General features: G+C 39.6%; 19 protein-coding genes and 1 other RNA gene. 10 read left to right on the top strand and 10 right to left on the bottom strand.

Annotation, left to right across the window (positions count from 1 at the left end):
- Positions 1–3: 3 nt before the first annotated feature.
- Genes DV434_RS04780 through polA form a run of 3 tightly spaced genes read right to left on the bottom strand, consistent with a single transcriptional unit; the run spans position 4 to position 4,460 of the window.
- Positions 4–1,308, bottom strand: a complete 1,305-nt coding sequence (locus DV434_RS04780) for an L-cysteine desulfidase family protein (RefSeq protein WP_118785314.1) — start codon at positions 1,306–1,308, stop codon at positions 4–6.
- Between the two features lie 18 nt (positions 1,309–1,326).
- On the bottom strand, positions 1,327–1,641 hold the full coding sequence (locus DV434_RS04775; protein ID WP_005632128.1) for a cupin domain-containing protein: 315 nt from the start codon (positions 1,639–1,641) through the stop codon (positions 1,327–1,329).
- Positions 1,642–1,652: 11 nt separating this feature from the next.
- On the bottom strand, positions 1,653–4,460 hold the full coding sequence (gene polA / locus DV434_RS04770) for a DNA polymerase I (RefSeq protein ID WP_118811513.1): 2,808 nt from the start codon (positions 4,458–4,460) through the stop codon (positions 1,653–1,655).
- Positions 4,461–4,608: 148 nt separating this feature from the next.
- Between polA and DV434_RS04765 the strand changes: the two genes are divergently transcribed.
- From DV434_RS04765 to clpB, 4 genes are all read left to right on the top strand, one after another.
- Positions 4,609–4,911: a cell division protein ZapA gene (locus tag DV434_RS04765; protein WP_118785312.1), complete on the top strand. Its 303-nt coding sequence runs from the start codon at positions 4,609–4,611 to the stop codon at positions 4,909–4,911.
- 245 nt (positions 4,912–5,156) lie between these two features.
- Positions 5,157–5,354, top strand: a non-coding RNA gene (ssrS, locus tag DV434_RS04760) — 6S RNA.
- Between the two features lie 17 nt (positions 5,355–5,371).
- Positions 5,372–5,935: a 5-formyltetrahydrofolate cyclo-ligase gene (locus DV434_RS04755; protein WP_114909450.1), complete on the top strand. Its 564-nt coding sequence runs from the start codon at positions 5,372–5,374 to the stop codon at positions 5,933–5,935.
- 128 nt (positions 5,936–6,063) lie between these two features.
- Positions 6,064–8,634 carry an ATP-dependent chaperone ClpB gene (gene clpB, locus DV434_RS04750; protein WP_118785311.1) on the top strand — a complete coding sequence of 857 codons (2,571 nt, stop codon included), beginning with the start codon at positions 6,064–6,066 and terminating at the stop codon, positions 8,632–8,634.
- A 269-nt stretch (positions 8,635–8,903) separates the two neighbouring features.
- On the opposite strand, the gene nhaA is transcribed toward clpB, so the two are convergent.
- Positions 8,904–10,070, bottom strand: coding sequence for a Na+/H+ antiporter NhaA (nhaA, locus tag DV434_RS04745; RefSeq protein ID WP_192882518.1), 1,167 nt, complete (start codon positions 10,068–10,070; stop codon positions 8,904–8,906).
- A 225-nt stretch (positions 10,071–10,295) separates the two neighbouring features.
- Between nhaA and brnQ the strand changes: the two genes are divergently transcribed.
- Positions 10,296–11,606 carry a branched-chain amino acid transport system II carrier protein gene (gene brnQ / locus DV434_RS04740; RefSeq protein ID WP_118811529.1) on the top strand — a complete coding sequence of 437 codons (1,311 nt, stop codon included), beginning with the start codon at positions 10,296–10,298 and terminating at the stop codon, positions 11,604–11,606.
- Between the two features lie 2 nt (positions 11,607–11,608).
- Here brnQ and gss read toward each other — a convergent pair whose 3' ends face one another.
- Positions 11,609–13,495, bottom strand: a complete 1,887-nt coding sequence (gene gss / locus DV434_RS04735) for a bifunctional glutathionylspermidine amidase/synthase (RefSeq protein ID WP_118811512.1) — start codon at positions 13,493–13,495, stop codon at positions 11,609–11,611.
- Positions 13,496–13,723: 228 nt separating this feature from the next.
- On the opposite strand from gss, the gene yedE reads away from it, so the two are divergent.
- The gene (gene yedE / locus DV434_RS04730) at positions 13,724–14,782 is read left to right on the top strand and encodes a YedE family putative selenium transporter (RefSeq protein ID WP_118811511.1); all 1,059 of its coding nucleotides are present in this window, start codon (positions 13,724–13,726) and stop codon (positions 14,780–14,782) included.
- Positions 14,783–14,925: 143 nt separating this feature from the next.
- Here yedE and DV434_RS04725 read toward each other — a convergent pair whose 3' ends face one another.
- A complete protein-coding gene (locus DV434_RS04725; protein WP_239994343.1) occupies positions 14,926–16,164 on the bottom strand; it encodes a YadA-like family protein in 1,239 nt (412 codons plus the stop codon).
- A gap of 375 nt (positions 16,165–16,539) precedes the next feature.
- On the opposite strand from DV434_RS04725, the gene rnr reads away from it, so the two are divergent.
- Positions 16,540–18,888 (top strand): ribonuclease R, encoded by a 2,349-nt coding sequence (gene rnr / locus DV434_RS04720; RefSeq protein ID WP_118811509.1) that lies wholly within the window; start codon positions 16,540–16,542, stop codon positions 18,886–18,888.
- Between the two features lie 55 nt (positions 18,889–18,943).
- Entirely contained in the window at positions 18,944–19,684 is a 741-nt protein-coding gene (gene rlmB / locus DV434_RS04715; protein ID WP_118811508.1) for a 23S rRNA (guanosine(2251)-2'-O)-methyltransferase RlmB, read from the top strand.
- 161 nt (positions 19,685–19,845) lie between these two features.
- On the opposite strand, the gene DV434_RS04710 is transcribed toward rlmB, so the two are convergent.
- Positions 19,846–20,307, bottom strand: coding sequence for an Lrp/AsnC family transcriptional regulator (locus tag DV434_RS04710; protein ID WP_118785307.1), 462 nt, complete (start codon positions 20,305–20,307; stop codon positions 19,846–19,848).
- 118 nt (positions 20,308–20,425) lie between these two features.
- Between DV434_RS04710 and rarD the strand changes: the two genes are divergently transcribed.
- On the top strand, positions 20,426–21,316 hold the full coding sequence (gene rarD, locus DV434_RS04705; RefSeq protein ID WP_192881476.1) for an EamA family transporter RarD: 891 nt from the start codon (positions 20,426–20,428) through the stop codon (positions 21,314–21,316).
- Between the two features lie 61 nt (positions 21,317–21,377).
- Here rarD and guaA read toward each other — a convergent pair whose 3' ends face one another.
- The 3 genes from guaA to guaB all read right to left on the bottom strand — a co-directional run bounded on the left by guaA (position 21,378) and on the right by guaB (position 24,827).
- Complete coding sequence (gene guaA, locus DV434_RS04700; protein ID WP_118785305.1) at positions 21,378–22,949, bottom strand: glutamine-hydrolyzing GMP synthase; 1,572 nt, start codon at positions 22,947–22,949, stop codon at positions 21,378–21,380.
- 13 nt (positions 22,950–22,962) lie between these two features.
- Positions 22,963–23,292: a hypothetical protein gene (locus DV434_RS04695; protein WP_005646998.1), complete on the bottom strand. Its 330-nt coding sequence runs from the start codon at positions 23,290–23,292 to the stop codon at positions 22,963–22,965.
- A gap of 68 nt (positions 23,293–23,360) precedes the next feature.
- On the bottom strand, positions 23,361–24,827 hold the full coding sequence (gene guaB, locus DV434_RS04690) for an IMP dehydrogenase (protein WP_118785304.1): 1,467 nt from the start codon (positions 24,825–24,827) through the stop codon (positions 23,361–23,363).
- Positions 24,828–24,956: 129 nt separating this feature from the next.
- On the opposite strand from guaB, the gene birA reads away from it, so the two are divergent.
- Positions 24,957–25,865, top strand: a complete 909-nt coding sequence (gene birA / locus DV434_RS04685) for a bifunctional biotin--[acetyl-CoA-carboxylase] ligase/biotin operon repressor BirA (RefSeq protein ID WP_192881485.1) — start codon at positions 24,957–24,959, stop codon at positions 25,863–25,865.
- The last annotated feature ends 375 nt before the right edge of the window (positions 25,866–26,240 follow it).

Below are 26,240 nucleotides of genomic sequence, written 5' to 3'. Positions count from 1 at the left end.
TCGTTAAGGACAAGGCTTGCTTACCATAATTTCAATAACTTGTCTGTCGATATGTTGCATACTTTTTGATGCAATAGCGCAGAGATTATCAATGGTTCGATCAAGATCGTGTTCGACAATACCTTCATTGCCAGTAACGTGGGTTTCATCCATTGCCATAAGTACCGATTTATAGCCTGAAGCAACGCTGGTGGAGACTTTCATGGCGCAACTATTGGCTGCACCATCACAGATAATGCCACTAATATCGCCAATCATACTGCAAATGCCCATACTGGCTGTTTCAAATTTTCCTGTGAGTAAATATGCAATGCCAGCGCAACTTCCCATTGATGCTGTAGTCACGGCACAAAGTGCGGAGAGTTTTGGTAATTTACTATGAATATAAATGGCCATTAAGTGTGATAAGAAAAGTGCGCGGATTCGTTTTTCTTCACTCACCTTGAGATAATCTGCAACAACGACAACAGGCATCGTTGCAGCGATTCCTTGATTGCCCGAACCAGAATTGCTCATCGCAGGCAACGTTGCTCCGCCCATTCTTGCATCTGATGCGGCGGTGGTTTCAATCATAATTTTGCTTAGCAAATCATCAGAAATTAAACCGCTACCCACTTGTTTTCTCAATGTGCGGCCAATATGCAATCCATAATTTTCTCGCAAACCTTCATCTGAAAGCGCTCGATTAAGCTCTGCAGCTTGACTAATAAAACGAATTTTTTCTAATTCAACTGCATTGGAAAATTCAAAAATCTCGCGTGCACTAATTTGTTTAAAAACCTCATAAGGATCGCAATTAGTACATTCATCTTCCACTTTCTGAAAAATGATTTCACCATTTTTTTCGATCAAAATAACATTGGTATGCTGATCTTGAATGGCTACTTTTATGTAATCATTATCGGCAAACAATGTTGATTCTGAATATAAAATATGTTCGGTTTGATGAATATCTACACTCACTAATTTTTGTTCAAGCATAGATTTAGCGGCAATAACTTGCTCTGGCGTAATATGTTTTAATACTTCTAAACCGCCATCTGGATTACCGCCTAATGCGCCAATTGCCGCAGCAATGGGTAATCCCACCATGCCCGTTCCCGGTACTGCAACGCCCAATCCATTTTTCATTAAGTTTGGCGACACCTTGGCTTCAATACGTTCAGGTGTTTTGCCTAAATATTTAGCCGCTGTAGCAGATGCGAGCGCAAGAGAAATGGGTTCAGTACAGCCTAGGGCTGGCACAACATCATGTTTAACGATGTGGAGTAATGGTTTTTCAATTTCGTTAAGTCTTTCTTGATTCATAAAATTCTTTTTAATTTGTTAAATACTGTCTTCTTTCTCTATGACTAATATACGCGCTTCACCTTGTGGATGAGCAACATGTTCGGTACCGATACCCGCATAAAAAATATCACCCGTATGGAGCAATACGGCTTTCTCTTGACCATCTTCTTTGTAGCGCATTTCCACCGTACCATCCATGACAGCAAAGACTTCTTCACCGTCATTGATATGCCATTTGTAAGGTTTATCTGTCCAGTGCAGACGCACCGAAATACCATTCATATTGGTAATATCGAGGGCTCCCCAAGCACGTTCTGCCGTAAAGTGGCGACTTTTAATAACTTTATTCATGATTAAATTCCTTAGTGCGCTTCATCCCAATTTTGTCCAACACCCACTTCCACAATCAACGGAACAACTAATTCAGCAGCGGCTTCCATGTGTTGTTTAATTTGCTCATGGAAAAATTCTACTTTTTCTGACCGCACTTCAAACACTAATTCATCATGTACTTGCATAATCATTTCAATATCTGGATCGTGACGGATTACTTCATCAAGTTTAATCATCGCTCGTTTAATAATATCCGCAGCCGTGCCTTGCATCGGTGCATTTATCGCTACGCGTTCCGCCCCTTTACGACGCATGGCATTGCTAGAATTAATATCAGGTAAATATAAACGACGACCAAATAGCGTTTCCACATAGCCTTGTGCTTTCGCTTTTTCACGGATATCGGTCATAAATTGCTGTACACTCGGATAGCGTTGGAAATATAAATCCATATATTTTTGTGCATCAGGACGAGAAATACCAAGTTGGCGTGAAAGTCCAAACGCGGACATTCCATAAATTAAGCCGAAATTAATTGCTTTAGCATTGCGACGTTGCTCGCTGGTGACTTCATCTAATGATACACCGAAGATTTCAGCTGCGGTGGAGAGATGAATATCCTTGCCTTGAGAGAAGGCGTTAATTAAGCCTTGATCGCCGGAAAGATGCGCCATAATGCGTAACTCAATTTGAGAATAGTCAGCGGCGACAATAGAATAACCTTCACGCGCGATAAATGCTTGTCGAATACGACGACCTTCTTCATTCCGAATTGGGATATTTTGTAGGTTTGGATCACTAGATGATAAACGTCCTGTCGCCGTGACTGCTTGATGATAAGAGGTATGCACTCGCCCCGTTTGTGAATTGACCATTTGAGGCAGTTTATCCGTGTAAGTATATTTGAGTTTGCTCAACCCACGATGTTCAACCAAAATTTTGGGTAATTCGTGACTATAGGCTAATTCTTCCAATACTTCTTCATTTGTTGATGGCGCACCTTTTGGCGTTTTTTGTAAAATAGGTAGCCCAAGTTTATCGAACAAAATTTCTTGTAATTGTTTGGTGGAGGCCAAATTAAATGGCTGTCCCGCTAATGCGTAAGCTTGTTCCTCAAGTGCGGTTAATCTTGTGGCAATTTCGTTAGATTGTATAAAGAGGGCATCACTATCAATCAAAACGCCTGTACGTTCCATACGAGAAAGCACATGAAGTAATGGTAATTCCATTGTTTTATACAATTCAACAAGCGTTGGTTCTTCTTGCAGTTTCAACCACAGTGCTTGTTGTAATTTCATGGTCACATCAGCATCTTCTGCTGCGTATTCAGTGGCTTGTTCTAATGGAATTTGATTAAACGTAAGCTGACTTTTCCCTTTTCCTGCAATGCTTTCAAATGCAATAGTCTCATGGCCTAAATAACGTTTAGCTAAATCGTCCATATTATGACGACCAGTACTATTTAGCGTATAAGAAAGCAACATCGTATCAAATTCAACACCTTGTAATTCAATGCCATGACGGGCAAAAATACTTTCATCAAATTTAATATTTTGTCCAATTTTGTGAATATTAGGATTTTCTAAAATGGGTTTGATAGCAGCAAGTGCGGTCGATTTTTCAAGTATTTTTGGCGCATCCAAATAATCTAATTGCAATGGTAAATAAGCGGCTTCGCCATTTTCAAGAGCAAAAGAGATACCCACTAAATTCGCAGACATATAATCAAGACTGTCTGTTTCAGTATCGACTGCAATGAGTTTTGCTGCATTGAGTTTTTCAATCCAGCGGGTTAAATCCGTTTGAGTGAGCAAGGTTTCATATTTTGTACGATCGATTTGAATTTTAGGCGTATTTTCCACCGCACTATTTCCCACCGAATTTTGAGCTGGTGATGTCGCTTGATACTGGTTCATTTTCACTGGCTGTTCAGTGGTTTGGGTTATGGAGTCAGCTCCATTCATCACTTCATTAAGCCAGCGTTTAAATTCGTAGCGAGCAAAATATTCAATGAGTTGATCATTTTGGCTTTCTCCAAGCAACAATTCATCTGTTGTCACGTTAAGTTCAACATCCGTTTTGATTGTTGCTAATGTATAAGAAAGATCGGCATTAGTTTTTTCCGCTAATAATTTTTCACCTAGTTTTTTCGCCCCACGAATCGGCAATTCCGCTACTTTTTCAAGATTAGCATAAATCTCGGCCATGCTTCCGATGCCTTGTAGTAAACCAAGTGCGGTTTTTTCGCCAACGCCAGCAACGCCCGGAATGTTATCTGCACTATCGCCCATGAGTGCTAGATAATCAATGATGAGTTCAGGTGGAATACCGTATTTTTCAATCACACCCTCGCGATCCAATAAGCTATTATTCATGGTGTTGATGAGCATAATATTGTCATCAACTAATTGTGCCATATCTTTATCGCCAGTACTAATGAGCACTTTTTTACCCAAACGAGATGCTTGTCGTGCGAGCGTGCCGATCACATCATCAGCTTCAACCCCTTCCACCACTAAAAGCGGAATCCCCAATGCACGAATCATATCGTGCAAAGGCTGAATTTGTTTGCGTAAATCATCAGGCATTGGTGGTCGGTGAGATTTATATTGTTCAAACATTTCATCACGAAATGTTTTCCCTTTTGCATCAAAAACAACAGCTATATGAGTGGGCTGTACTTGTGAGATGAGGCTTTTTAGCATATTTAACACGCCATACATTGCACCCGTTGGCTCACCTGCTGCATTGGTTAAAGGAGGAAAGGCATGAAATGCACGATATAAATAAGAAGAACCATCCACTAGCACAAGCGGATTTGTTGCAATTTGGGCCATAAAAATCTCGTTTTAAACTGAAAAATGCGGGCATTATAGCGTAATTTATGGTGATGAGCGAACGGCGGATTCAATGTAAAATTTGTGACGAACGTTTTTTGCTATGGCATAATATCAGCCACTCAAATATTTAATTTAAGGAAATCAAATGTCGTTAAAATTGGTCGAAATTTTAGTTTTGGGTCAAGTCTTGCGTTTAAACGTGCCCGTTGAACAAGAGGAATTATTGCGCCAAGCTGCCCGTAATTTAGATATATTGGTTTCTGAAATGAAAGAAAAGACTGGTCTTATTCAGCTTGATCGTGTGCTTTCTATTGTGGCGCTTAATTTGAGTTTTGAATTAAGCCAAGAAAAAAATAAAGCGGCTAAAATTGAAGAGGTATTGAGAATGGGTATCCAACAATTAGATCATTCGTTAGAAAATATTCGTGTAAATAAAGAACAATATTAAATTGGAAAGTGCGGTGAAATAGAGCTGAGATTTTTTCAAATTAAAAGATCTAACTAATTCAGAGCAATTAGTTAAAAATCATTTAAGTCACCGCAATATTCTTTAGATTCTTCTTTCCAAGATCAATAAATACCCAAAACTAATTTGTGTTATCACACTCTTTTGTTGTTTTATAATCAACTCGTTAAAATTGACAAATAAATGCTAGTCAATACTGAGAATTTGGGCTAGTATAAAACCATAAGAATTACCTGGAGTGTTCGTCAGTAGGCTATGTCCCTGAGCCGATACTTTAAATCTTATAAATTGGTTTCCTATCGTTGGTGTGTAGGCTTAACCTTTGACTCGTTCATTGGGCTAAGAAACCTGAAAACGGTATCAACTGATTTCCTTGAACCGTCGGGTTCAAGGACTACTGCCCGCAGCGGCACTCTGGGTTCTATCTTCTCCTTTCATGTCTATGAATACTCAAAAACGCCAGCAAATCCGCTCTGACATTCGAAAAATACGAGCAAATTTAACCGCACTTCAACAGAAAAAAGCTGAGCAATCGGTTACTCAACAGGCGTTAAATCTTATCGAGCAACGACAAGCCCAAAATATTGCATTATATTTTTCTTTTGATGGCGAAATTTCTACAAAAGCCTTAATCCAATCCCTTTGGATGCAAAACAAAAATGTGTATTTGCCTGTTTTACATCCTTTTACTAAACATCATTTATTGTTTTTACGCTATTTACCTGATACGCCAATGAAACAAAATCAGTTTGGTATTTGGGAGCCAAAGCTGAATGTTCAAAATGTTTTGCCATTAAATGAACTGGATATTTTGTTTACGCCATTGGTGGCTTTTGATAAACAGGGAAACCGCCTTGGCATGGGCGGTGGATTTTATGATCGCACCTTGCAGAATTGGCAAAATAAGTCTTTTATTCCAGTTGGTTTAGCGCATCAATGTCAGCAAGTAGAAAATCTTCCCACTGAGCATTGGGATGTGCCACTGTTCGATATTTTGGTAGGTTGAAACCTATCATCAAATTTTTATTGATAGATAAAATCAAAAATATTTCATTTTTTCTCTTGAAATCCTTTTAAACGATCTTACTTAATTTGAGCAAACGGCGAAAGCCAAAACCAAATTGAGGAAAGTGTATGAACATTGAAAAATTTACAACAAAGTTCCAAGAAGCTTTAAGCGAAGCACAATCACTTGCTATCGGAAAAGATAATCAATTTATTGAACCCGTGCATTTATTGACTGCACTGTTAAATCAACAGGGCGGTTCAATTGCACCAATTTTAACTGCAAGTGGCGTAAATGTAACTTTATTGCGTAATGAATTAAAGACTGAACTAAATAAATTGCCACAGGTTATTGGCAATGGCGGTGATGTACAACTTTCACGCCAGCTCATTAATTTACTTAATTTATGCGATAAATTTGCACAACAAAACCAAGATAAATTTATTTCGAGCGAATTGTTTTTGCTTGCAGCTTTAGAAGAACGAGGAGCGCTCAGCGATATTTTGAAAAAGTGCGGTGCGAAAAAAGAACAAATTTCGCAAGCCATTCAGCAAATTAGAGGGGGACAAAACGTGAACGATCAAAATGCAGAAGAAAGCAGACAAGCATTAGAAAAATATACAATTGATTTAACTGCTCGTGCAGAAAGTGGCAAACTTGATCCTGTAATTGGACGTGATGAAGAAATTCGTCGAGCCATTCAAGTATTACAACGTCGTACCAAAAACAACCCAGTGTTAATTGGTGAGCCGGGTGTAGGTAAAACCGCTATTGTCGAAGGTTTGGCACAACGCATTGTAAATGGTGAAGTGCCAGAAGGTTTGAAAAATAAACGCGTACTTTCATTAGATATGGGGGCGTTGATTGCTGGTGCGAAATATCGTGGTGAATTTGAAGAGCGTTTAAAAGCGGTTCTCAATGAACTTTCGAAAGAAGAAGGTCGCGTTATCCTCTTTATTGATGAAATTCATACTATGGTCGGCGCGGGTAAAACCGATGGTGCGATGGATGCGGGTAACTTATTAAAACCAAGTTTAGCGCGCGGTGAATTACATTGTGTGGGTGCAACAACGTTAGACGAATATCGTCAATATATTGAAAAAGATGCCGCACTTGAACGCCGTTTCCAAAAAGTATTTGTGGACGAACCAAGTGTAGAAGATACTATTGCGATCTTACGTGGTTTGAAAGAACGTTATGAAATTCACCACCATGTAGATATTACTGACCCTGCGATTGTCGCTGCGGCAACGCTTTCACATCGTTATATTTCCGATCGTCAGTTACCTGATAAAGCGATTGATTTGATTGATGAAGCGGCGTCTAGCATTCGTATGGAAATAGATTCTAAACCTGAACCGCTGGATCGTCTTGAACGTCGTATTATTCAATTAAAATTGGAACAACAAGCGTTACAAAAAGAAGAAGACGAAGCAAGTCGCAAACGTTTAGAAATGTTAGAGAAAGAATTGGCTGAAAAAGAACGTGAATATGCTGAACTTGAAGAAGTGTGGAAATCTGAAAAAGCAACGCTTTCTGGCTCTCAACATATTAAACAAGAATTAGATACTGCAAAAACCGAACTAGAACAAGCTCGTCGTGCGGGTGATTTAGCTAAAATGTCTGAGTTGCAATATGGCCGCATCCCTGCTCTTGAAAAGCAACTTGAGCAAGCTGAAACTAGCGAAGGAAAAGAAATGACGCTTTTACGCTATCGCGTCACGGATGAAGAAATCGCAGAAGTGCTTTCTAAAGCCACAGGCATTCCAGTATCAAAAATGATGGCAGGCGAGAAAGAAAAACTCTTGCGCATGGAAGATGAACTACATAAACGAGTGATTGGTCAAGAAGAAGCGGTTGATGCCGTCGCGAACGCGATTCGTCGTAGCCGCGCTGGTCTTTCTGATCCTAATCGCCCAATTGGTTCTTTCTTGTTCCTTGGGCCAACAGGTGTGGGTAAAACAGAGCTTTGTAAAACCTTGGCTAAATTCTTGTTTGATAGTGAAGATGCGATGGTGCGCATTGATATGTCAGAGTTTATGGAAAAACACAGTGTCTCTCGCTTAGTTGGTGCACCTCCAGGCTATGTTGGATATGAAGAAGGTGGTTATTTAACTGAGGCTGTTCGTCGTCGTCCATATTCGGTCATTTTGCTCGATGAAGTGGAAAAAGCCCATGCAGATGTGTTCAACATCTTGTTGCAAGTGTTAGATGATGGTCGTTTAACTGACGGGCAAGGTCGTACTGTGGACTTCCGTAATACGGTGGTGATCATGACCTCTAACTTAGGTTCTGATTTAATCCAAGGTAACAAAGATGAAAGCTATAGCGAAATGAAAGCCTTAGTGATGTCTGTAGTGGGGCAACATTTCCGCCCGGAATTTATCAACCGTATTGACGAGACCGTGGTATTCCATCCGCTTGGTAAAGAAAATATCCGTGCAATAGCCAATATTCAATTAGAACGTTTGACAAAACGTATGGAAACTCGTGGTTACGAATTGGTGTTTACCGATGCTTTATTAGATTTCATTGGTGAAGTGGGGTACGACCCAATTTATGGCGCGCGTCCATTGAAACGTGCAATTCAACAAGAGATCGAAAACAGCTTGGCACAACAAATTCTATCTGGTGCGTTATTACCTGGTAAGGTTGTTACCATTGATTACGCCAACGCAGAAGTTCAAGCTAGACAATAGGTATTAAAAAAGTTCGGTAAATTTCATCTGAGCCTAAAAAACTGGGCTATTTACTTAAGGACTGATGACGATATTGTATCGGACTCAGTCCTTTTAATTTTAGTTAAACTCCAACTATAAAAACATTCCGTTTTTAATCGACCAAATAAACTTTCTATTTCCGCATTGTCTAGATAGTTTTCTTTTCTTGACATGCTTTGTATGTCATCGGTCGCTTATTTAGTCCAACTTTTAGGGCTGCAGCTCAATTTACCGCACTTTGTGTATGATTAGCTTCGTTTTGCCGTTTGTTTTAAGAATAAATACCCAAGCGTTGCTGAAACGGTTGAACCAAGTAAAATACCTAAACGAGAAAGCGTATTGACACTTTCTCCAGCATCTGCATCAAAAGCAAGGCTTGCTAAGAACATTGACATCGTAAAGCCGATACCACATAAAACTGCGACCGCAAAAATTTGTTTAAAATTGATTCCATCCGGTAATTTAGCTAATCCCAACTTAACGGAGATATAACTAAATCCAAAAACGCCGACTGGTTTACCGATAATTAAACCGCACGCGATAGCCAATAATAATGGCGATGAAATCATACTCACATCAATACCGTCAAAACTAACGCCCGCATTAGCAAAAGCAAAGAGCGGTAAAATAACGAAGGATGACCAAGGTGCTAAAATGTGCTCAAAATCATGTAATGGTCGTTCACCTTTTTTACCTGTTAATGGAATGCAAAAACCAATAATCACGCCAGCCAAAGTCGCATGAACACCAGATTTTAAAACAGATGCCCATAAAATTGCCCCTATCACCATATAGGCACAAAGAGCGCTAACTCTAAAGCGGTTTAATAAAACCAAAGTCAAAATAGAAATACCTGAGAAAATTAGAGCCTGCACACTTAATTCATGAGAGAAGAACAAAGCGATGACAACAATCGCGCCTAAGTCATCAATAATAGCGAGTGCGAGTAAAAAAATCTTGAGAGGCAATGGCACTTGCTTACTCAATAATGCCATGATGCCAAGCGCAAAAGCGATATCTGTCGCCATAGGAATAGCCCAGCCGTTTGCAAGGCTAGGATCCTGTTTTGCAATAAACCAATAAACTAACGCAGGCACGATCATTCCGCCTACAGCAGCAATAGCAGGGAAAATCGCTTGTTGATAGGTAGAAAGCGCGCCTTCAAATAATTCTTTTTTTACTTCCATTCCAACTAGCACAAAAAATACTGCCATAAAACCATCGTTAATCCAGTGGATTAAGGTTTTATTAATAGAGAAACTGCCAATTTGCAAACTGACTGGCAAATTCAAAAAATCATTATATTGACTGCTTAATGGCGAATTAGCCAGCAACATCGCTACTGCAGCAGAAAAAAGCAACAAAATACCACCAGCGGATTCTAATTTTAAAAAGCGTTGAATCAGTTGTACCACGCAAACTCCTTCCAAAAATAAATAACAAAAAATTAACAAAGGCTGAATCCTAGCATATTTTTGCCCTAAAAGGGAAAAGTGCGGTCAATTTTGCAGGGATTTTTATCGAATTGTCGATAAGATTCTTCATATTGTGACGAAATTCACATTTTTAGTTTTACAGAATAGGGATTTTCTACACTTTGTAGTAGAATGCAGGCCTTTTTATTTTTAGAGTCAAAAATTATGTTTTCACGTAAAGATATTATCGTTTTAGGAATGATGATCTTCGCCTTATTTTTAGGTGCAGGTAACATCATTTTTCCGCCAATGGAAGGCTTCACTGCTGGACAGCATTGGGCAGGTGCCTCCTTCGGTTTTGTATTAACCGGCGTTTTAATGCCTTTTATTACACTTGTTATTGTATCTATTTTAGGTCGTGGTGAAGAACTCACGAAAGATTTACCTAAATGGGCGGGCACAGGTTTTCTTGTTATACTTTATCTAACCATTGGCTCCACCTTTGCAATGCCACGTATCACAAATGTTGCTTACGAAATGGCGTGGTTACCTTTAGGATTAGTGGAAGATAATGCGAGTGTTCGTTTCCTCTTTTCACTCATTTTTAACTTAATCGCGATGGGCTTTATGATTCGCCCAAACACCATTATTTCAAGTGTTGGTAAATTCATGACACCGGCATTGCTTGTATTATTAGTTGCTGTAGCCGTCACTGTCTTCATTTCACCTTTATCTGAGATTCAAGCGCCAAGTAAAGCGTATGAAAATGGCCATTCTTTATTAATCGGCTTAACCAGCGGTTATCAAACCATGGACGTACTCGCAGCTATTGCTTTCGGTGGAATCGTCGCTCGTGCACTCGCAGCAAAAAATGTAACTCAACCCAAAGACATCGTGAAATACACTATCTCAGCTGGATTTGTTTCGGTCATCTTACTGGCGGGTTTATATTTTTCGCTTTTTTATCTAGGCGCGACTAGTGCTGCAGTTGCAGAAGGTGCAACTAATGGCGGACAAATTTTCTCTCGTTATGTAAATGTCTTATTCGGTTCTGCTGGAACTTGGATTATGGCGGGTATTATTGTATTAGCGAGCTTAACAACCCTTGTAGGTGTAACGAGTGCTGCCGCTGACTATTTTTCAAAGTTCTCTGTGCGTTTCTCTTACCCATTCTGGGCCGCACTTTTTACCGCAATGACAATCACTGTTTCACAATATGGTTTAACGGATCTACTTCGCATAACGATCCCTGCTTTGTTATTAATTTATCCGGTAGCGATTGTGCTTGTATTATTGCAATTCTTACGCAAAAAACTTCCATCAATAAAATTTACATACAACAGCACATTAATCGTAACTGTTTGTTTTAGTTTATGTGACAGCTTAAATAACGTTAAAATGTTACCAGAAAGCATTAATTCATTATTGGAACACTTCCCTCTTTCATCTGAAGGAATGGCTTGGTTGGTTCCGACTTTAGTGATGTTAGTTGCAAGCATTTTAATTGGAAAAGCATTGCGTAAAACCCATTCTTAATATCACAAGCTATTTTGTTTATCCTTTAATACTCTCAATGGTTGCATATCACTATTGCCTACAATCACTCGAGTCGAATCAGAACGTAGGCAAGTGCCACCATAATGCCCTCCAACGGTAAAAGTACAGATTTGCAAATATTGATCTTCTACTTGTGGTAAACACCAAAGCTGTTGATAAATACTATCTTGCTGACTAAACTGGCCATCGGTTGTGTCTAGCATGGAATTATTTTCACCAATCAATTTAACGTTATCACCTCGGCGACCTGCAATTGGTTTTTGTGCATAGCCATTCTGAATTAAGTTTGGTGTGAGATGAAAACTTGCCTCTAACAAATAACGATGATTAGGGAATAAAGACCAAAGCACAGGCAAAATTGCTTTATTGCTTGGAATTGCCGTCCAAAGTGGTTCATAAACCAACACTTCTGGGCGAAGTAGAACGTCAATTAACCGCACTTTATCTTCAGGATAACCTGTACGAATAGGTGGAGCGACTTCCATTCCTGTTGCATCTTCACGAAGTTGTTCCAACATAGTTTCCCACGCCCAGGTTTTCCAAACGGTTTGAACTTGGTTATTTTCATCATCAATCAGGCGACCACGATTATCCCAATGTAAACCTTCCGTGCCATGAATAATTTTGGCTTGAAATCCCGCCTGCACTAATGCCTGTTGCATAAACATAGCGTGATAATCTTCTTCATCATCATGATCTTGCAAAATATGAACTAATTTTGAGGCTTGACTATGTTGCCAACAATCAGCTAACGCATTACGCAAGCCATCAGACGGATTTTCCCCCAATACGCCACCAGCTTGTTTTGCCCAACGATTCATAATATCGCCCGCTTCAGCATGGCAAGAGGCTGAGTCTGCATTATATTCATAAACTTTCAAACCTCGTTCACTCATACAGAAATCTAAACGACCTGTAATCGTCTGATAACGGCGATTTTGCCAAGAAAGTCTTAAGCGTGGCCAAAGGAGCTTCGGAATATTGAAATACTGCAACAGGTTATCATCTTTAAGTACCTTGTCTGTTGCATGTAAATACATTAAATGCAGTTCATTAGTGGCGTGAATTAATTCTTGTTGAGCACTTTCAGATATAGAAAAATAGCGATATTGATCAGAATGGCTCACTTTATGCCCGCCCATCGCCTTGATATAAGCTGTATCAAATGGTTCATTTTCATTTAACCATTTCCCACTAAATTGTCCATGATTGTCAACATGATGAGCTTGTAACCGAAGTGCGGTTGATTTTGGAAAAGGTTGGGGTTCTGAAAATTCAGTGTCGTTTGTTTGAATCATCCAACCAAGAATTTGGGTATCATCAAAAGTATCTTGTAGAAAATAACCTTGTTCTGAAACAATCATCGGCAATTCACGCGTCCATTGCTGACCACTCGGCAAACGGGAATGAATCACATTTTGCTCGGCGATTCGAACGCTATCAGGCAACACCTCAGTGATAATTGCCACATGTCCCGTGTGTTTAAATTCGCCCCCTTCTTGCCAAATTAATAAGGAACCTGCTTGAGGTTTCCGTTTGCAACCATTAGCAAATGCCTGCAAGGGCAACAAGGCATCGTTCACTACTTGGCGTAAAAAACGTAAAGAAAAGATCTCGTATGCCATACCGACATCGGCAAACACAACACCATGATTGAGATATAAATAACGACGTGCAAATTCCACACACTGCCATTTATAGCCCATATATTCTCGCCCTAGATAACTGCGAAATGCGGCATCATTCGGGAACTCTTTATCATCTGCAGTATTATAATCTGAGGAATAAATTGCCACGCCACCAGGCGCATATCCAAGCAAGCTACCAAAAGGATCGTGGGTAATGATATTGGCTGAACGTTCTGTCATCGTATCTTCCGAGTAAAAAATGAATGGCGTTAGTATAGATCTTTTATTTTCATTACGGAAATCAATAAAAATTTTACCGCACTTTTTTCGTAGCAAATTTTTGATTTATCTCATCTTTTCATCAAAACCTTCTTTACCATTTAACTTCTTAGATTAAAATGAACGAGCTTTTCGAGTATTCGAGAGTACACAATTTAGTTTAACTTTAGATATCACAAGGGTTTCATTATGAAAGGATCAAAATGGCCTGTGGTTGCAGGTGCTGCACTTGGTATCATCGCTCCACTCCTTACTTATAGCGGAAATCCCGGCAATATGGGATTCTGCGCAGCCTGTTTCTTACGCGATACAGCTGGCTCCATTGGCTTACATCAAGCCGCTCCACTTCAATATATTCGCCCCGAGCTCATCGGATTAATATTTGGTGCGTTAGTGAGTGCATTATTTGCGAAAGAATTTCGTGCTCGTGGCGGTTCATCACCATTCATACGCTTAATTTTAGGCGCATTTGCCATGATTGGTGCCCTAACATTCTTAGGTTGTCCATGGCGCGCATATTTGCGTTTAGGCGGTGGCGATTTATCTGCGATTGCCGGTATAGTCGGTTTATTCGTCGGTGTACTAGGTGGAATTTTCTTTAGCAATCGAGGATTTTCGCTCGGCAAAGCAAAAGAACAAGCTCCTGTTACAGGCTGGATTTCTGTCATTATCGCGGGTTTATTACTTATTGGCGTTATCACACAATTTAGTTTTGGCGAAGGCTTACCTCTTTATTTCTCACAAAAAGGCCCTGGCACACAACATGCATTTTGGGCATTATCTTTAGTAGGTGGGCTAATCGTAGGCGTATTAATGCAAAAATCACGTTTCTGCTCAATCGGTGCATTCCGCAATTTCATTCTATTCCGTGATTCTTCCTTATTGAACGGTGTCATCGCTCTAGTGGTGTTTGCCACAATTACTAATGCTTTACTTGGTCAATTCCATTTAGGGTTTGAACAACAACCTGGTGCACATAATCAATATCTTTGGAACTTCCTCGGCATGGCACTGTGCGGTTTATGCTTCGCCCTTGGCGGTGGTTGTCCTGGCAAACATTTAGTTCATCTTGGTGAAGGTGATAATGACTCCGCTATTTTTGTGCTTGGTATGCTTTTAGGTGCAGCCGCTGCACATCGTTTAAGCCTTGCTGCTTCAGGTTCTGGCATTGGTGAATTTACGCCTTACGCTTTAGTGCTTGGATTTATATTCTGCGCCTATATTGGCTTTACCAAAAAATCTGCTTAATTCACTTTCTATCTGCACTCATCACGAGTGCAGATTTTATCCTTCCCCAAAAGGTTAACTATAACCCATTTGAATATCTACAATATTTAAATAGATAAATAAAAAAGGGCGTACATCACGCCCCTAATCACTCAGTTTAAAGATTATTTTCTTAATGCTTTTTTCAATTCAGCCAATTCTTTTTGCATTGCCGACACTTCTTGTCGCAATTGCAAAACTTCCGCAGAATCAACCGCACTTTGTGTAGATAAATTAGGTTTATGTTTATTGCCGAACTTCCAAGAAATTCCTGCACCAAGCATTTTTTCTGAGCCAGACATACTTCCAGAAAGATTCAGTAACACATTTTCAGAAGGTTTAAATACAGCTCCAACCGCCATTGCTTGCGTATTCTTATAATTACCAACTCCCACTGAAACAGCAAATTTATCATCTACACCTAAATTTGCATGTTTCAATGAAGCTAACGCTGCTGCACTAGCACCCACTCTATTCATACGAGTATCTACACGATCTAAGTGGTTATTGATATTAGTAAATTGATTACCAATACCACCAATTTTAGCTTCTACCGCATTTAATTGACGCACATTAACTGCATCATAATCTTCTGTACCATCGGCGACATTAGTGATTTGACGGTAAAGATTATAATTACTATCGCCTACAGAAACGGTGTTAGGACGGTTAGCAAGTGAACTTGCGCCCAAAGCAACGGAGTTATAAGCGGTTGATTCGCTTTCATAACCCAAAGCTAAACTTTTTTCTGCTTCTGCCTTGCTGTGCATACCGAAAGCAGAACCGCGATAGCCGGTTACCTGACTACCGCCGCCGACGGCAGTACCTTCAACCGCGGCAACCGTAGAAAATGCCCCCAAGGCTGTGCTGAATAAGTTATGCGAAGATGCTTTCAAACCAAAAGCTATTGCTCCATAGGTTTCACCCTGCTTTTCGATTAAAGATTGTTCACTTTCACGTTTAATATTAATTTTGGTTGCTTTGCCATTTTCATCCACTTCAATGCTTTTGTTGTCTTGTCCTTGAATAGTATTCTTTTTACCTTTTTCTAGTTTTTCTACACGGCTTCCTGTGCCGAAAGCGGTTGCACCGTATCCGTCCTTGCTTTTTGCAGCAGAACCGATGGCAAGAGAGTTTTCTCCTTCAGCTTCTGCACTGAAGCCAAGTGCAACCCCGCCTTTGGGTGCTTTGGTTTTTGCACCAATAGCAGTACTGAAATTCCCGCCCTTATCGCCTAAACCTGCTTGTGCCTCATAACCCACCGCTAAAGAGCCCAAGTTTTTTGCTTGAGAATTTCCACCGATGGCGGCAGCTCCGTGAGATTTGCCATTTTCAGGATTGAACACTTTACTGTCATCCCCCAAGGCTATTCCCCAAATAACATTACTGGGAGCAGTCCCATACTCAGGTGTCCATTTTGGATCAACGGCAAAAGATTGGATAGAATAAAAAGAAGTAGAAATAAGTAGGCTAATTAAAGAAAGGCGGGTTAGACTATTTTGCTTGCTTGCTTGCTTGCTTGCTTGCTTGCTTAATGATTGTCATAATATTGTTCCTTTTGTCAAATGAATAATAATTAAGGGTTTTAAACTTTAACAAAAAATAAAAAAGAAAAATAGGTGTTTATTTGCACATTGAAAAAGTTCATTGGTTTTACTGATAAATAAACCTCCCCCCATCTTGCATTATCCCCCTTACAGTGTCAAACTCTCCGCACTTTTTAAAACTGTAAAAAAATAATGACAAAAAAACGTAAAAACTTAATTAACCAAGATCCGCATTACAAACGAGAATTGGAAAAATACGGCAATCCAATTCCAAGCCGTGAATTTATTTTAAGCGTTATTCGAGACAATAATGCACCGATGAATCGGGATGAAATTTTGACCGCACTTTCCATTCGAAATGAAGATCAAATAGAAGCGATGCGTCGCCGGTTACGAGCGATGGAAAATGACGGCCAATTAGTGTTCACCAAACGTAAACGCTATGCCTTGCCAGAAAAATTAGATTTATTTAAAGGCACTGTAATTGGTCATCGCGAAGGTTTTGGTTTTTTACAGGTCGATGGCAAAAAGGATGATTTATTCATTCCAAACCATCAAATGCAAAGAGTCATGCATGGAGATTTTGTCTTAGCTCAGCCTGCTGGATTAGATCGTCGTGGTCGCCGTGAAGTGAGAATTGTACGCGTATTAGAAAGTCGTAAAAAACAAATTGTGGGTCGCTTTTTCTTAGAAAACGGTTTTAGCTATGTGATACCTGATGACAGCAGAATTGGCCGAGATATTCTCGTGCCAAATGAACATCGTAATGGTGCTCGCATGGGACAAGTTGTCGTTGTCGAATTGCAAGAACGCTCAGCCAGTTTTAACCAGCCAATTGGCGTAATCACTGAAATTCTAGGCGATAATATGGCGAAAGGAATGGAAGTAGAAATCGCCTTGCGTAACCACGATATTCCCTATAAATTTCCAAGTGCGGTGGAAAAATACGTAAAAAAATTCACTGAAGAAGTCCCTGAAGAAGCCAAAAAAGGGCGTGTAGATTTACGCCATTTACCGCTTGTGACCATTGATGGCGAAGATGCTCGTGATTTTGACGATGCTGTTTATTGTGAAAAACATGGCAAAGGCTGGAAACTTTGGGTAGCGATTGCGGATGTCAGTTATTACGTACGTTTACGTTCCGCTTTAGATGTAGAAGCGCATAATCGTGGTAACTCGGTTTATTTTCCGAACCGAGTTGTACCCATGCTACCTGAAATTTTATCGAACGGCTTATGCTCTCTTAACCCACAAGTGGATCGTTTGTGTATGGTGTGTGAGATGCAAATTTCTGCCAAAGGTAAGCTCACAGATTATCGCTTTTATGAAGCAGTGATGAATTCTCACGCCCGCCTCACTTATACCAAAGTAGCCAAAATGCTTGAAGGCGATGAAGAATTACACACTCGTTATTCTACGCTGGTGCCTCATTTAGAAGAACTTTATAAACTCTATCAAGCTTTGCTTAGTGCGCGTCATCAACGTGGTGCGATCGATTTTGAAACCATTGAAACTAAGTTTATTTTTAATGCAATGGGGAGAATTGAGCGCATTGAACCCGTTGTTCGCAATGATGCCCACAAAATCATTGAGGAATGTATGATTCTTGCGAATATCGCAGCAGCTAATTTTATGGAAAAACATAAAGAACCTGCGTTATATCGTATTCATGCCACCCCTAGCGAAGAAAAATTAACATCGTTCCGCACTTTCTTAAGTGAGTTTGGTTTAACTTTAGAAGGTGGCTTAAAACCAACCACAAAAGACTATGCTGCTCTCTTAGAAAAAGTTAAAGAACGACCAGATCATGAACTTATTCAAACAATGTTGCTACGTTCATTAAGTCAAGCTGTCTATCATGCTGATAATATTGGGCACTTTGGTTTGGCTTTGGAAGAGTATGCTCACTTTACTTCACCAATTCGCCGTTATCCTGACTTAACACTTCATCGAGGCATCAAGTATTTACTCGCTAAAGAACAAGGCGCTAAACGTAAAACAACGGATACTGGCGGTTATCATTACTCTTTTGATGAAATGGATTTACTTGGCAATCACTGTTCAATGACGGAACGCCGTGCTGACGACGCCACTCGTGAAGTGGCAGATTGGTTGAAATGCGAATATATGCAAGATCATGTTGGCGGTGAATTTAGCGGAGTCATTTCATCTGTGACTGGATTTGGTTTATTTGTACGCTTAGATGATTTATTCATCGATGGTTTAGTCCATATTTCTACCTTAGAAAACGATTATTACCAATTTGATGCAGCAAAACAGCGTTTAATCGGCGAAAATAGTGGAATGCAATATCGCTTAGGCGATAAAGTTCGCATCAAAGTTGAAGCGGTACATTTAGAAAATAAAATGGTCGATTTCTCGCTGATGGGGAGTGAACGTAAACCTCGTCGTGCTGGAAAAACGGCGAAAGAAAAAGCCAAGAAAGTCTTTAAAGAACTACCGTCTAAAACATCCCAGAAACGAAAAAGTGCGGTAAAAAAGAAAGAAGTTTCGAAGAAAACATCTAGAAAACGAAAATAATTCACTTCCTATTTTAAGAATGAATTAAAAATTCAAATAAGAAAAAGAGAAATTTATGTCAGAACAAATCTACGGCATTCATGCTGTTAATAGTATTTTAACCCATTCACCAGAACGTTTAATTGAAGTCTTCATTCTTAAAGGCCGTGAAGATAAACGTCTACAGCCACTCTTAAATGAACTTTATTCTCTAGGAATTGGTGTGCAATTTGTTAATCGACAAACACTCGATAAAAAAGCTGATGGCGAAGTTCATCAAGGTGTCATTGCTCGCGTACAAGCGGCAAAAGAGCTGAATGAAAATGATCTTGATGAAATTCTTGCGAATAAACAAAATCCGCTTTTATTAGTTTTAGATGGTGTGACGGATCCACACAACTTGGGAGCATGTTTGCGAACAGCTGATGCAGCGGGCGCAGTGGCTGTGATCGTACCGAAAGATAAATCAGCACAATTAACATCTATCGCGCGTAAAGTTGCTTGTGGCGCGGCAGAAACCGTGCCGTTAATTCGTGTAACCAATCTTTCTCGCACACTGCGCGATTTACAGCAAAATCATAACATTTGGGTGGTTGGCACTGCTGGCGAAGCAACTGAAACCATTTATCAAAGCAAACTGACAGGGCCACTAGCACTTGTTATGGGAGCAGAAGGCGAAGGGATGCGTCGTTTAACACGTGAACATTGCGATCAGCTGATTAGCATTCCAATGGCTGGTTCAGTTTCATCATTAAATGTATCTGTCGCAACAGGGGTATGTTTATTTGAAATTGTACGTCAGCGTTTAGGTTCATAAGAAAAGTGCGGTAAATTTTCTTTGACCTCAAAAACTAGACTATTTATTTAAAGGATTGACGACGATATTGTATCGGACTCAGTCCTTTTAATTTCAGTTGAATTTATCGGTAATTATTGAGCTCCACTTGGTGGGAGAAGAGCAAAATTTACTGTGCTGTTCTATAAGATAATTCCACTATCTGCTTTGGTAAAATTCATTATAAATAAACTTTTATAAGTTCTTACATGAAATTCACCCGTCAATACTCGACGTGTGAATGCGTGATAGCTTTCCATATCTTTTGCATGGAGTAGTAACATAAAATCATAGTCCCCTGAGATTTCGTAACAGCTCACCACTTCGTCTTCTTGGCGCATTTTTCGTTCAAATTGCTCTTGATAATAAGAGTGTTGATTATCCATTTCGACCATGACAAATACGCTAATCGTACGCCCAACGGCTTTTGGGGAAACGACTGCAACTCGTTTTGTAATAACGCCTGAATCAGTTAATGCTTGTACACGTCGTTGACAGGTTGCAACGGAACTATTCACTTTCTCTGACAGTTCTTTTAACGGAATCATGGTATCTTGTTGTAATACATTCAAAATATGACGATCTAATTTATCCAGTGTTTGCATAAGATAATTTCTCAAAAATGTAATAATTGAGAAAAATATTATCATAATAAAAATAAAGTTGAGATTTTTTATTGCCTTGGGCTTTTATAATAATCGTATTAATAAGATGAGGCCCAAGATGAAAGTAGTCACTCAAGGCGTATTATTGTGCATTTTTTCACAATGTTTATTTGGCATATTGTATCTATTTAGTGTATGGCTCCAACCACTTAGCGGAACGGATGTTTTTGCGTGGCGTATGTTAACCATGATCTTTGGGCTACTTTTAATTTTATTCCCGACTATTGGTTGCCGCTCTCTTTTGTCTCTTATTACGACAACGTTAGGAAAAAGTTGGACACGTTGGATTTTATTTTTACTGGGGACATTAGATGCGGGAAGTCAATTCTGGCTCTTTATGTGGGCACCGCTAAATGGCGAAGGGATAAATATTGCGATGGGATATTTTCTTTTCCCTCTGATCATGGCTATTTTAGGATGGGCTTGGTTAAAAGAACGCTTATCATTTATTCAGAAAATCGCGCTTTTACTGGCTGCCTGCGGTGTTGTACATGAATTATGGCACACTCAAAGTTTTTCATGGACAAGCTTGTGGGTTTGTACGGTTTATCCATTTTATTATCTAAGCCGTAAATGGATGAAAATCCCAGCTCTACAAGGAATTACATTGGATATTATTTTAATTTCAATTCCTTGTTTTATTTATATTCGTTCTCAAAGCGATACGCTTTCTTTGGTTACGCAAGAATATCGTTATTGGTTATTGCTACCAGCACTTGGTATTGTGAGTGCGATTTCGCTTTCAGCCAACTTAAAATCAAGCCAACAAATTCCAGTTAGTATTTTTGCGGTGTTGAGTTATATTGAACCCATATTGCTTTTTTTAATAGCTGTCTTTGTGCTAGATAATCAAATAACCACAAGCGATTATTTTACTTATGTGCCTATTTGGTTAAGTCTCATTGTGATTGGCATAGAAGGGCTTTTAAACAAAAATAAAGTGCGGTGAAAATTAACCGCACTTATTAAAGTTACTGAAATAATTAGAAAGTATCTGAAATAGAGATTTTCTATTCCCACTCGATTGTCGCTGGTGGTTTTCCGCTGATGTCGTATACGACGCGGGAAATGCCATTCACTTCATTGATGATGCGGTTAGACACTTTGCCTAATAAATCATAAGGTAAATGAGCCCAATGTGCGGTCATAAAATCAATGGTTTCTACCGCGCGTAGGGAAATAACCCAATCGTATTTACGACCATCGCCCATCACACCTACAGATTTCACTGGTAAGAATACGCTGAAGGCTTGGCTGGTTTTTTCATACCAACCGCTATTGCGTAATTCTTCGATAAAGATTGCATCTGCACGGCGTAATAAATCGCAGTATTCTTTTTTCACTTCGCCTAATACACGCACGCCTAAGCCTGGGCCAGGGAATGGGTGGCGGTTGATCATTTCAGCTGGTAAGCCTAATGCTAAACCGATTTTTCGTACTTCATCTTTAAATAATTCACGTAGCGGTTCAACTAAACCAAGTTTCATATAGTCTGGTAAGCCACCTACGTTGTGGTGTGATTTAATCACATGTGCTTTACCGGTTTTGCTTGCTGCAGATTCGATCACGTCAGGGTAGATCGTACCTTGTGCTAACCATTCCACGTTAGTCAGTTTTTTCGATTCATCATCGAATACATCAACGAATACTTTACCGATAATTTTACGTTTTGCTTCAGGATCCGATACGCCAGCAAGTTCGCCTAAGAAACGGCTTTCAGCATCAACACGGGTAATATTTAAACCGAATTTGTCACCGAACATTTCCATGACTTGATCGCCTTCGTGTAAGCGAAGCAAACCATTATCCACGAATACGCAGTGTAAGTTTTTGCCGATAGCACGGTGTAAAAGTAATGCAACCACAGAAGAGTCCACACCACCAGATAAACCTAAAATCACTTCATCATCGCCCACTTGCTTTTTAATGCGAGCCACAGCGTCTTCAATGATGTTTTCTGCAGTCCATTTAGTTTCGCAACCACAGATATTCACAACAAAATTAGTTAATAATTCTAAACCTTTTTTGGTGTGGGTTACTTCTGGGTGGAATTGTACGCCGTAGAAACGACGGTTTTCGTCTGACATTGCAGCAATTGGGCAAGTTGGTGTAGTCCCTGTTACTTGGAAATTTTGAGGTAAACGAGTGACTTTATCGCCGTGGCTCATCCAAACGTCTAATTTCGGCTCAGAAGCGGTTAAATTATCGTTAAGATTTGCAAAAAGTGCGGTGGAATTTTCAAGAGAAACTGAAGCATAGCCGAACTCCCTGTGCTCAGACGTTTCGGTTAAGCCGCCAAGTTGCATCGCCATAGTTTGCATTCCATAGCAAACGCCTAATACTGGTACACCAGCATTAAATACATATTCCGGTGCACGAGGGCTATTTTCTTCTGTTGTACTCTCAGGACCACCTGAAAGAATAATACCCGTTGGGGCAAATTCACGAATTTGTTGTTCGGTTACATCCCAAGCCCAAAGTTCGCAGTACACACCGATTTCACGCACACGACGCGCAATCAGTTGAGTATATTGTGAACCGAAGTCGAGGATCAGGATTTTGTGATTGTGGATGTTTGTCATTTTTTGCCTTATGTTAATTTTGTTTTGTCATATTGATGTAAGTTCCACCATGTCCATCGCTGATATATTTGATGTGAAATGTTTCGGTCTTATTACAGCCTTTTACTGTCCAAGTTTCATTCACTAAATCTACAGTGGAAGTTTTGTTGTTTAGTTTTACATCATCGATCTGAGTGTGAATTTGTTTAGGCGTACAATTATGGATTGCTCTGAAAAATAGGTTAATGTTACTTGCCGTATCATATTTTAGTAAATCGTCTGCGGTTGTTTCCCCAGTATAAGTTGGACCGAGTAATGTGCAGGCCGATAGAATAAATGGAATCAGTAATATAAATTTCTTCATTATAGTTCCTTTTATTACATGAAACAGTTAAAAAGAGCGGGCAAATTTAACCGCTCTTTTATTCATTGTTAGCCCATACGATAGTTTGGCGCTTCTTTAGTAATCGTTACATCATGAACGTGGCTTTCTTTAATGCCTGCACCACTGATTCGAACGAATTCTGCTTTTGTGCGTAACTCTTCGATGGTTGCGCAGCCAGTTAAGCCCATGCAAGAACGTAAACCACCCATTTGTTGGTGGATGATTTCTTTTAAGTAACCTTTGTATGGAATACGGCCTTCGATACCTTCTGGTACGAGTTTGTCTGCAGCGTTATCCGATTGGAAGTAACGGTCTGAAGAGCCTTTCGCCATGGCACCTAATGAGCCCATACCACGGTAAGATTTAAATGCACGACCTTGGTAAAGTTCGATTTCACCCGGTGCTTCTTCAGTACCAGCAAACATAGAGCCAACCATTACACAGCTTGCGCCTGCAGCGATGGCTTTTGCAATATCACCAGAGAAACGAATACCACCGTCCGCGATAACTGGAATGCCACGATCTTTTAATGCCGCAGCAGCATCTGCGATAGCGGTGATTTGTGGAACACCTACACCGGTCACGATACGAGTAGTACAAATAGAACCAGGACCAATACCTACTTTCACTGCACTTGCTCCTGCGTCGGCTAATGCGATTGCACCTTCAGCGGTTGCCACGTTACCTGCCACGATTGGAAGATTAGGGTATTTCGCGCGGGTTTCACGAACACGTTGTAACACGCCTTCAGAGTGACCATGTGAAGAGTCGATTAACAATACATCTACACCTGCTTTCACTAATGCATCAATACGTTCTTCGTTACCTGGGCCTGCACCTACAGCGGCACCTACGCGTAAACGACCGAATTCATCTTTACATGCATTTGGTTTTTGTTCTGCTTTTTGGAAGTCTTTAACGGTAATCATGCCTTTAAGTTTGAAGCTATCATTAACCACTAATACTTTTTCAACACGGTGTCGATGCATTAATTCTAAAATTTCTTCGCGACTCGCCCCTTCTTTTACTGTTACCAAGTCTTCTTTTTTCGTCATTACTTGTGAAACAGTTTTGCTCAAATCTTTTACGAAACGGGTGTCGCGTCCAGTAATGATACCAATTAGGTTATTTTCACTATCTACAACAGGGTAGCCAGCGAAGCCATTTTTCTTCACCATTTCAGCAAGTTCGGCAAGCGTTAAATTTGGTGAAACAGTTACTGGTTCAGAGACGATACCGCTTTCGAATTTTTTCACTTTACGAACACGGTCCGCTTGGCGTTCAATGGTCATATTTTTATGAATAAAGCCGATGCCACCTTCTTGCGCTAAAGAGATCGCAAGTTTGGTTTCGGTTACGGTATCCATTGCTGCTGAAAGCATAGGAATATTCAAATTAATTTCTTTAGTGAGTTTGGTTGAAAGATTGGCTGTATTTGGAAGCACTGTTGAATGTGCTGGGACGAGTAGAACATCGTCAAAAGTAAGGGCTTCTTGTTTAATGCGTAATGACATTGCAATATTCTCGCTAAGTTGAAGTTAAAAAATATTGCGGTGGGATTATACAGATTTTACTTGATTTTGAAAACGAAATTTTTGGATTTGTGCTATGATTTTCGCTCCGTTTACCACAAGGGATAAATGATGAATTTCGCTTTATTGACATATTTAGCTGACTGTCAGCCGAAAGTGCGGTTTGAATTGGAAAAGTTTTCTCTGGATATTGAAGAGGACATTAAACAATTACGTGAGCTAGGCTTGGAAATAGTCGTTGATAGCCAAAATTATTGCTTAGTGCCTAGTCTTCCTTTATTAAATCCTCAGCAAATTTCAACCGCACTTTTTCCTTATAGTATCCATTATCAGCCGATTATTTCCTCTACAAATGAATGGATACTACAAAATATTCCTTCCTTAAAAAAAGGTGATCTTTGTGTGGCTGAATATCAAACTGCAGGACGCGGTCGACGTGGGCGTCAGTGGCTTTCCCCTTTTGCCGGACAAATCATGTTTAGTTTTTATTGGGCATTTGATCCTAGCAAATCAATTGAGGGATTAAGTTTAGTCATCGGTTTGGCGATTGCCGAGGTGCTAAATGTGCAAGTGAAATGGCCAAATGATATTTTGTTTAATGGAAGAAAGTTGGGTGGAATTTTGGTTGAAATCGCTAACCATAAAAATGGTATGCTCAATTTAGTGATTGGCGTAGGTATTAATGTGTCGTTGCCAAAACAAACAGAAATTAGTCAGCCTTATGCGGAAGTATGTGAAATAGTTCCTGATGTAGAGCGACAAACCTTATTACCAAAACTCATTCAACATTTGTATGCACGTTTAAATATCTTTGAGAAAAATGGTATTAATGCGGAATTTCAACAGGAGTGGAAATCATATAATGCGTTTTCAAATAGTGAAGTAAATGTGCTGACTGAACAAGGTGTTATTTCAGGTATTGAACAAGGCATAGATGAACACGGTTATTTAAAAGTATTATGTGGCAATAAAATCCAGATGTTTAATGGTGGTGAAGTTTCATTGCGTAAGAAATTATAGCGATAAAAATTTGAGCATTCTAACCGCACTTTTTAATGAAATGTTTATATTTCCATCAAAAGATCATTTTTTTAAATATTTTTACAAAAAGTACTTGCAAGGGTTTTGAAAATCCCTATAATGCACCGCACACAACGACGCACTGTTGTGAAGTTTTTAAGTTTCCACGTGCGTCGTTGTTTTTTGCTCTTTAACAATGTATCAGACAATCTGTGTGGGCACTTGTTGATTGACTTGTTTTAAAAATATTTTTAATTTTGAAGTCTTAATAGGTGCTTAACTGAAAATTCATCATTACTTTTTTAAGTAGTGTTTTATTTATAGCTAAGCAGTTTATTGAGCGATTGAACTTGAATTGAAGAGTTTGATCATGGC

Origin of the sequence: Haemophilus haemolyticus (genome assembly GCF_003493685.1) — a bacterium.
Taxonomy (GTDB): domain Bacteria; phylum Pseudomonadota; class Gammaproteobacteria; order Enterobacterales; family Pasteurellaceae; genus Haemophilus; species Haemophilus haemolyticus_O.
This window is presented reverse-complemented; position numbering and strand designations above follow the sequence as displayed.

Excerpts from the sequence above, each read along its gene's own strand:
- DV434_RS04775 (WP_005632128.1), bottom strand. The coding sequence starts at position 1,641 with ATGAATAAAGTTATTAAAAGTCGCCACTTTACGGCAGAACGTGCTTGG.
- clpB (WP_118785311.1), top strand. The coding sequence starts at position 6,064 with ATGAACATTGAAAAATTTACAACAAAGTTCCAAGAAGCTTTAAGCGAA.
- guaA (WP_118785305.1), bottom strand. The coding sequence starts at position 22,949 with ATGACAAACATCCACAATCACAAAATCCTGATCCTCGACTTCGGTTCA.
- gss (WP_118811512.1), bottom strand. The coding sequence starts at position 13,495 with ATGACAGAACGTTCAGCCAATATCATTACCCACGATCCTTTTGGTAGC.
- DV434_RS04755 (WP_114909450.1), top strand. The coding sequence starts at position 5,372 with ATGAATACTCAAAAACGCCAGCAAATCCGCTCTGACATTCGAAAAATA.
- polA (WP_118811513.1), bottom strand. The coding sequence starts at position 4,460 with ATGGCCCAAATTGCAACAAATCCGCTTGTGCTAGTGGATGGTTCTTCT.
- rarD (WP_192881476.1), top strand. The coding sequence starts at position 20,426 with ATGAAAGTAGTCACTCAAGGCGTATTATTGTGCATTTTTTCACAATGT.
- DV434_RS04710 (WP_118785307.1), bottom strand. The coding sequence starts at position 20,307 with ATGCAAACACTGGATAAATTAGATCGTCATATTTTGAATGTATTACAA.
- brnQ (WP_118811529.1), top strand. The coding sequence starts at position 10,296 with ATGTTTTCACGTAAAGATATTATCGTTTTAGGAATGATGATCTTCGCC.
- yedE (WP_118811511.1), top strand. The coding sequence starts at position 13,724 with ATGAAAGGATCAAAATGGCCTGTGGTTGCAGGTGCTGCACTTGGTATC.
- DV434_RS04780 (WP_118785314.1), bottom strand. The coding sequence starts at position 1,308 with ATGAATCAAGAAAGACTTAACGAAATTGAAAAACCATTACTCCACATC.
- guaB (WP_118785304.1), bottom strand. The coding sequence starts at position 24,827 with ATGTCATTACGCATTAAACAAGAAGCCCTTACTTTTGACGATGTTCTA.
- DV434_RS04695 (WP_005646998.1), bottom strand. The coding sequence starts at position 23,292 with ATGAAGAAATTTATATTACTGATTCCATTTATTCTATCGGCCTGCACA.
- rlmB (WP_118811508.1), top strand. The coding sequence starts at position 18,944 with ATGTCAGAACAAATCTACGGCATTCATGCTGTTAATAGTATTTTAACC.
- DV434_RS04765 (WP_118785312.1), top strand. The coding sequence starts at position 4,609 with ATGTCGTTAAAATTGGTCGAAATTTTAGTTTTGGGTCAAGTCTTGCGT.
- rnr (WP_118811509.1), top strand. The coding sequence starts at position 16,540 with ATGACAAAAAAACGTAAAAACTTAATTAACCAAGATCCGCATTACAAA.
- birA (WP_192881485.1), top strand. The coding sequence starts at position 24,957 with ATGAATTTCGCTTTATTGACATATTTAGCTGACTGTCAGCCGAAAGTG.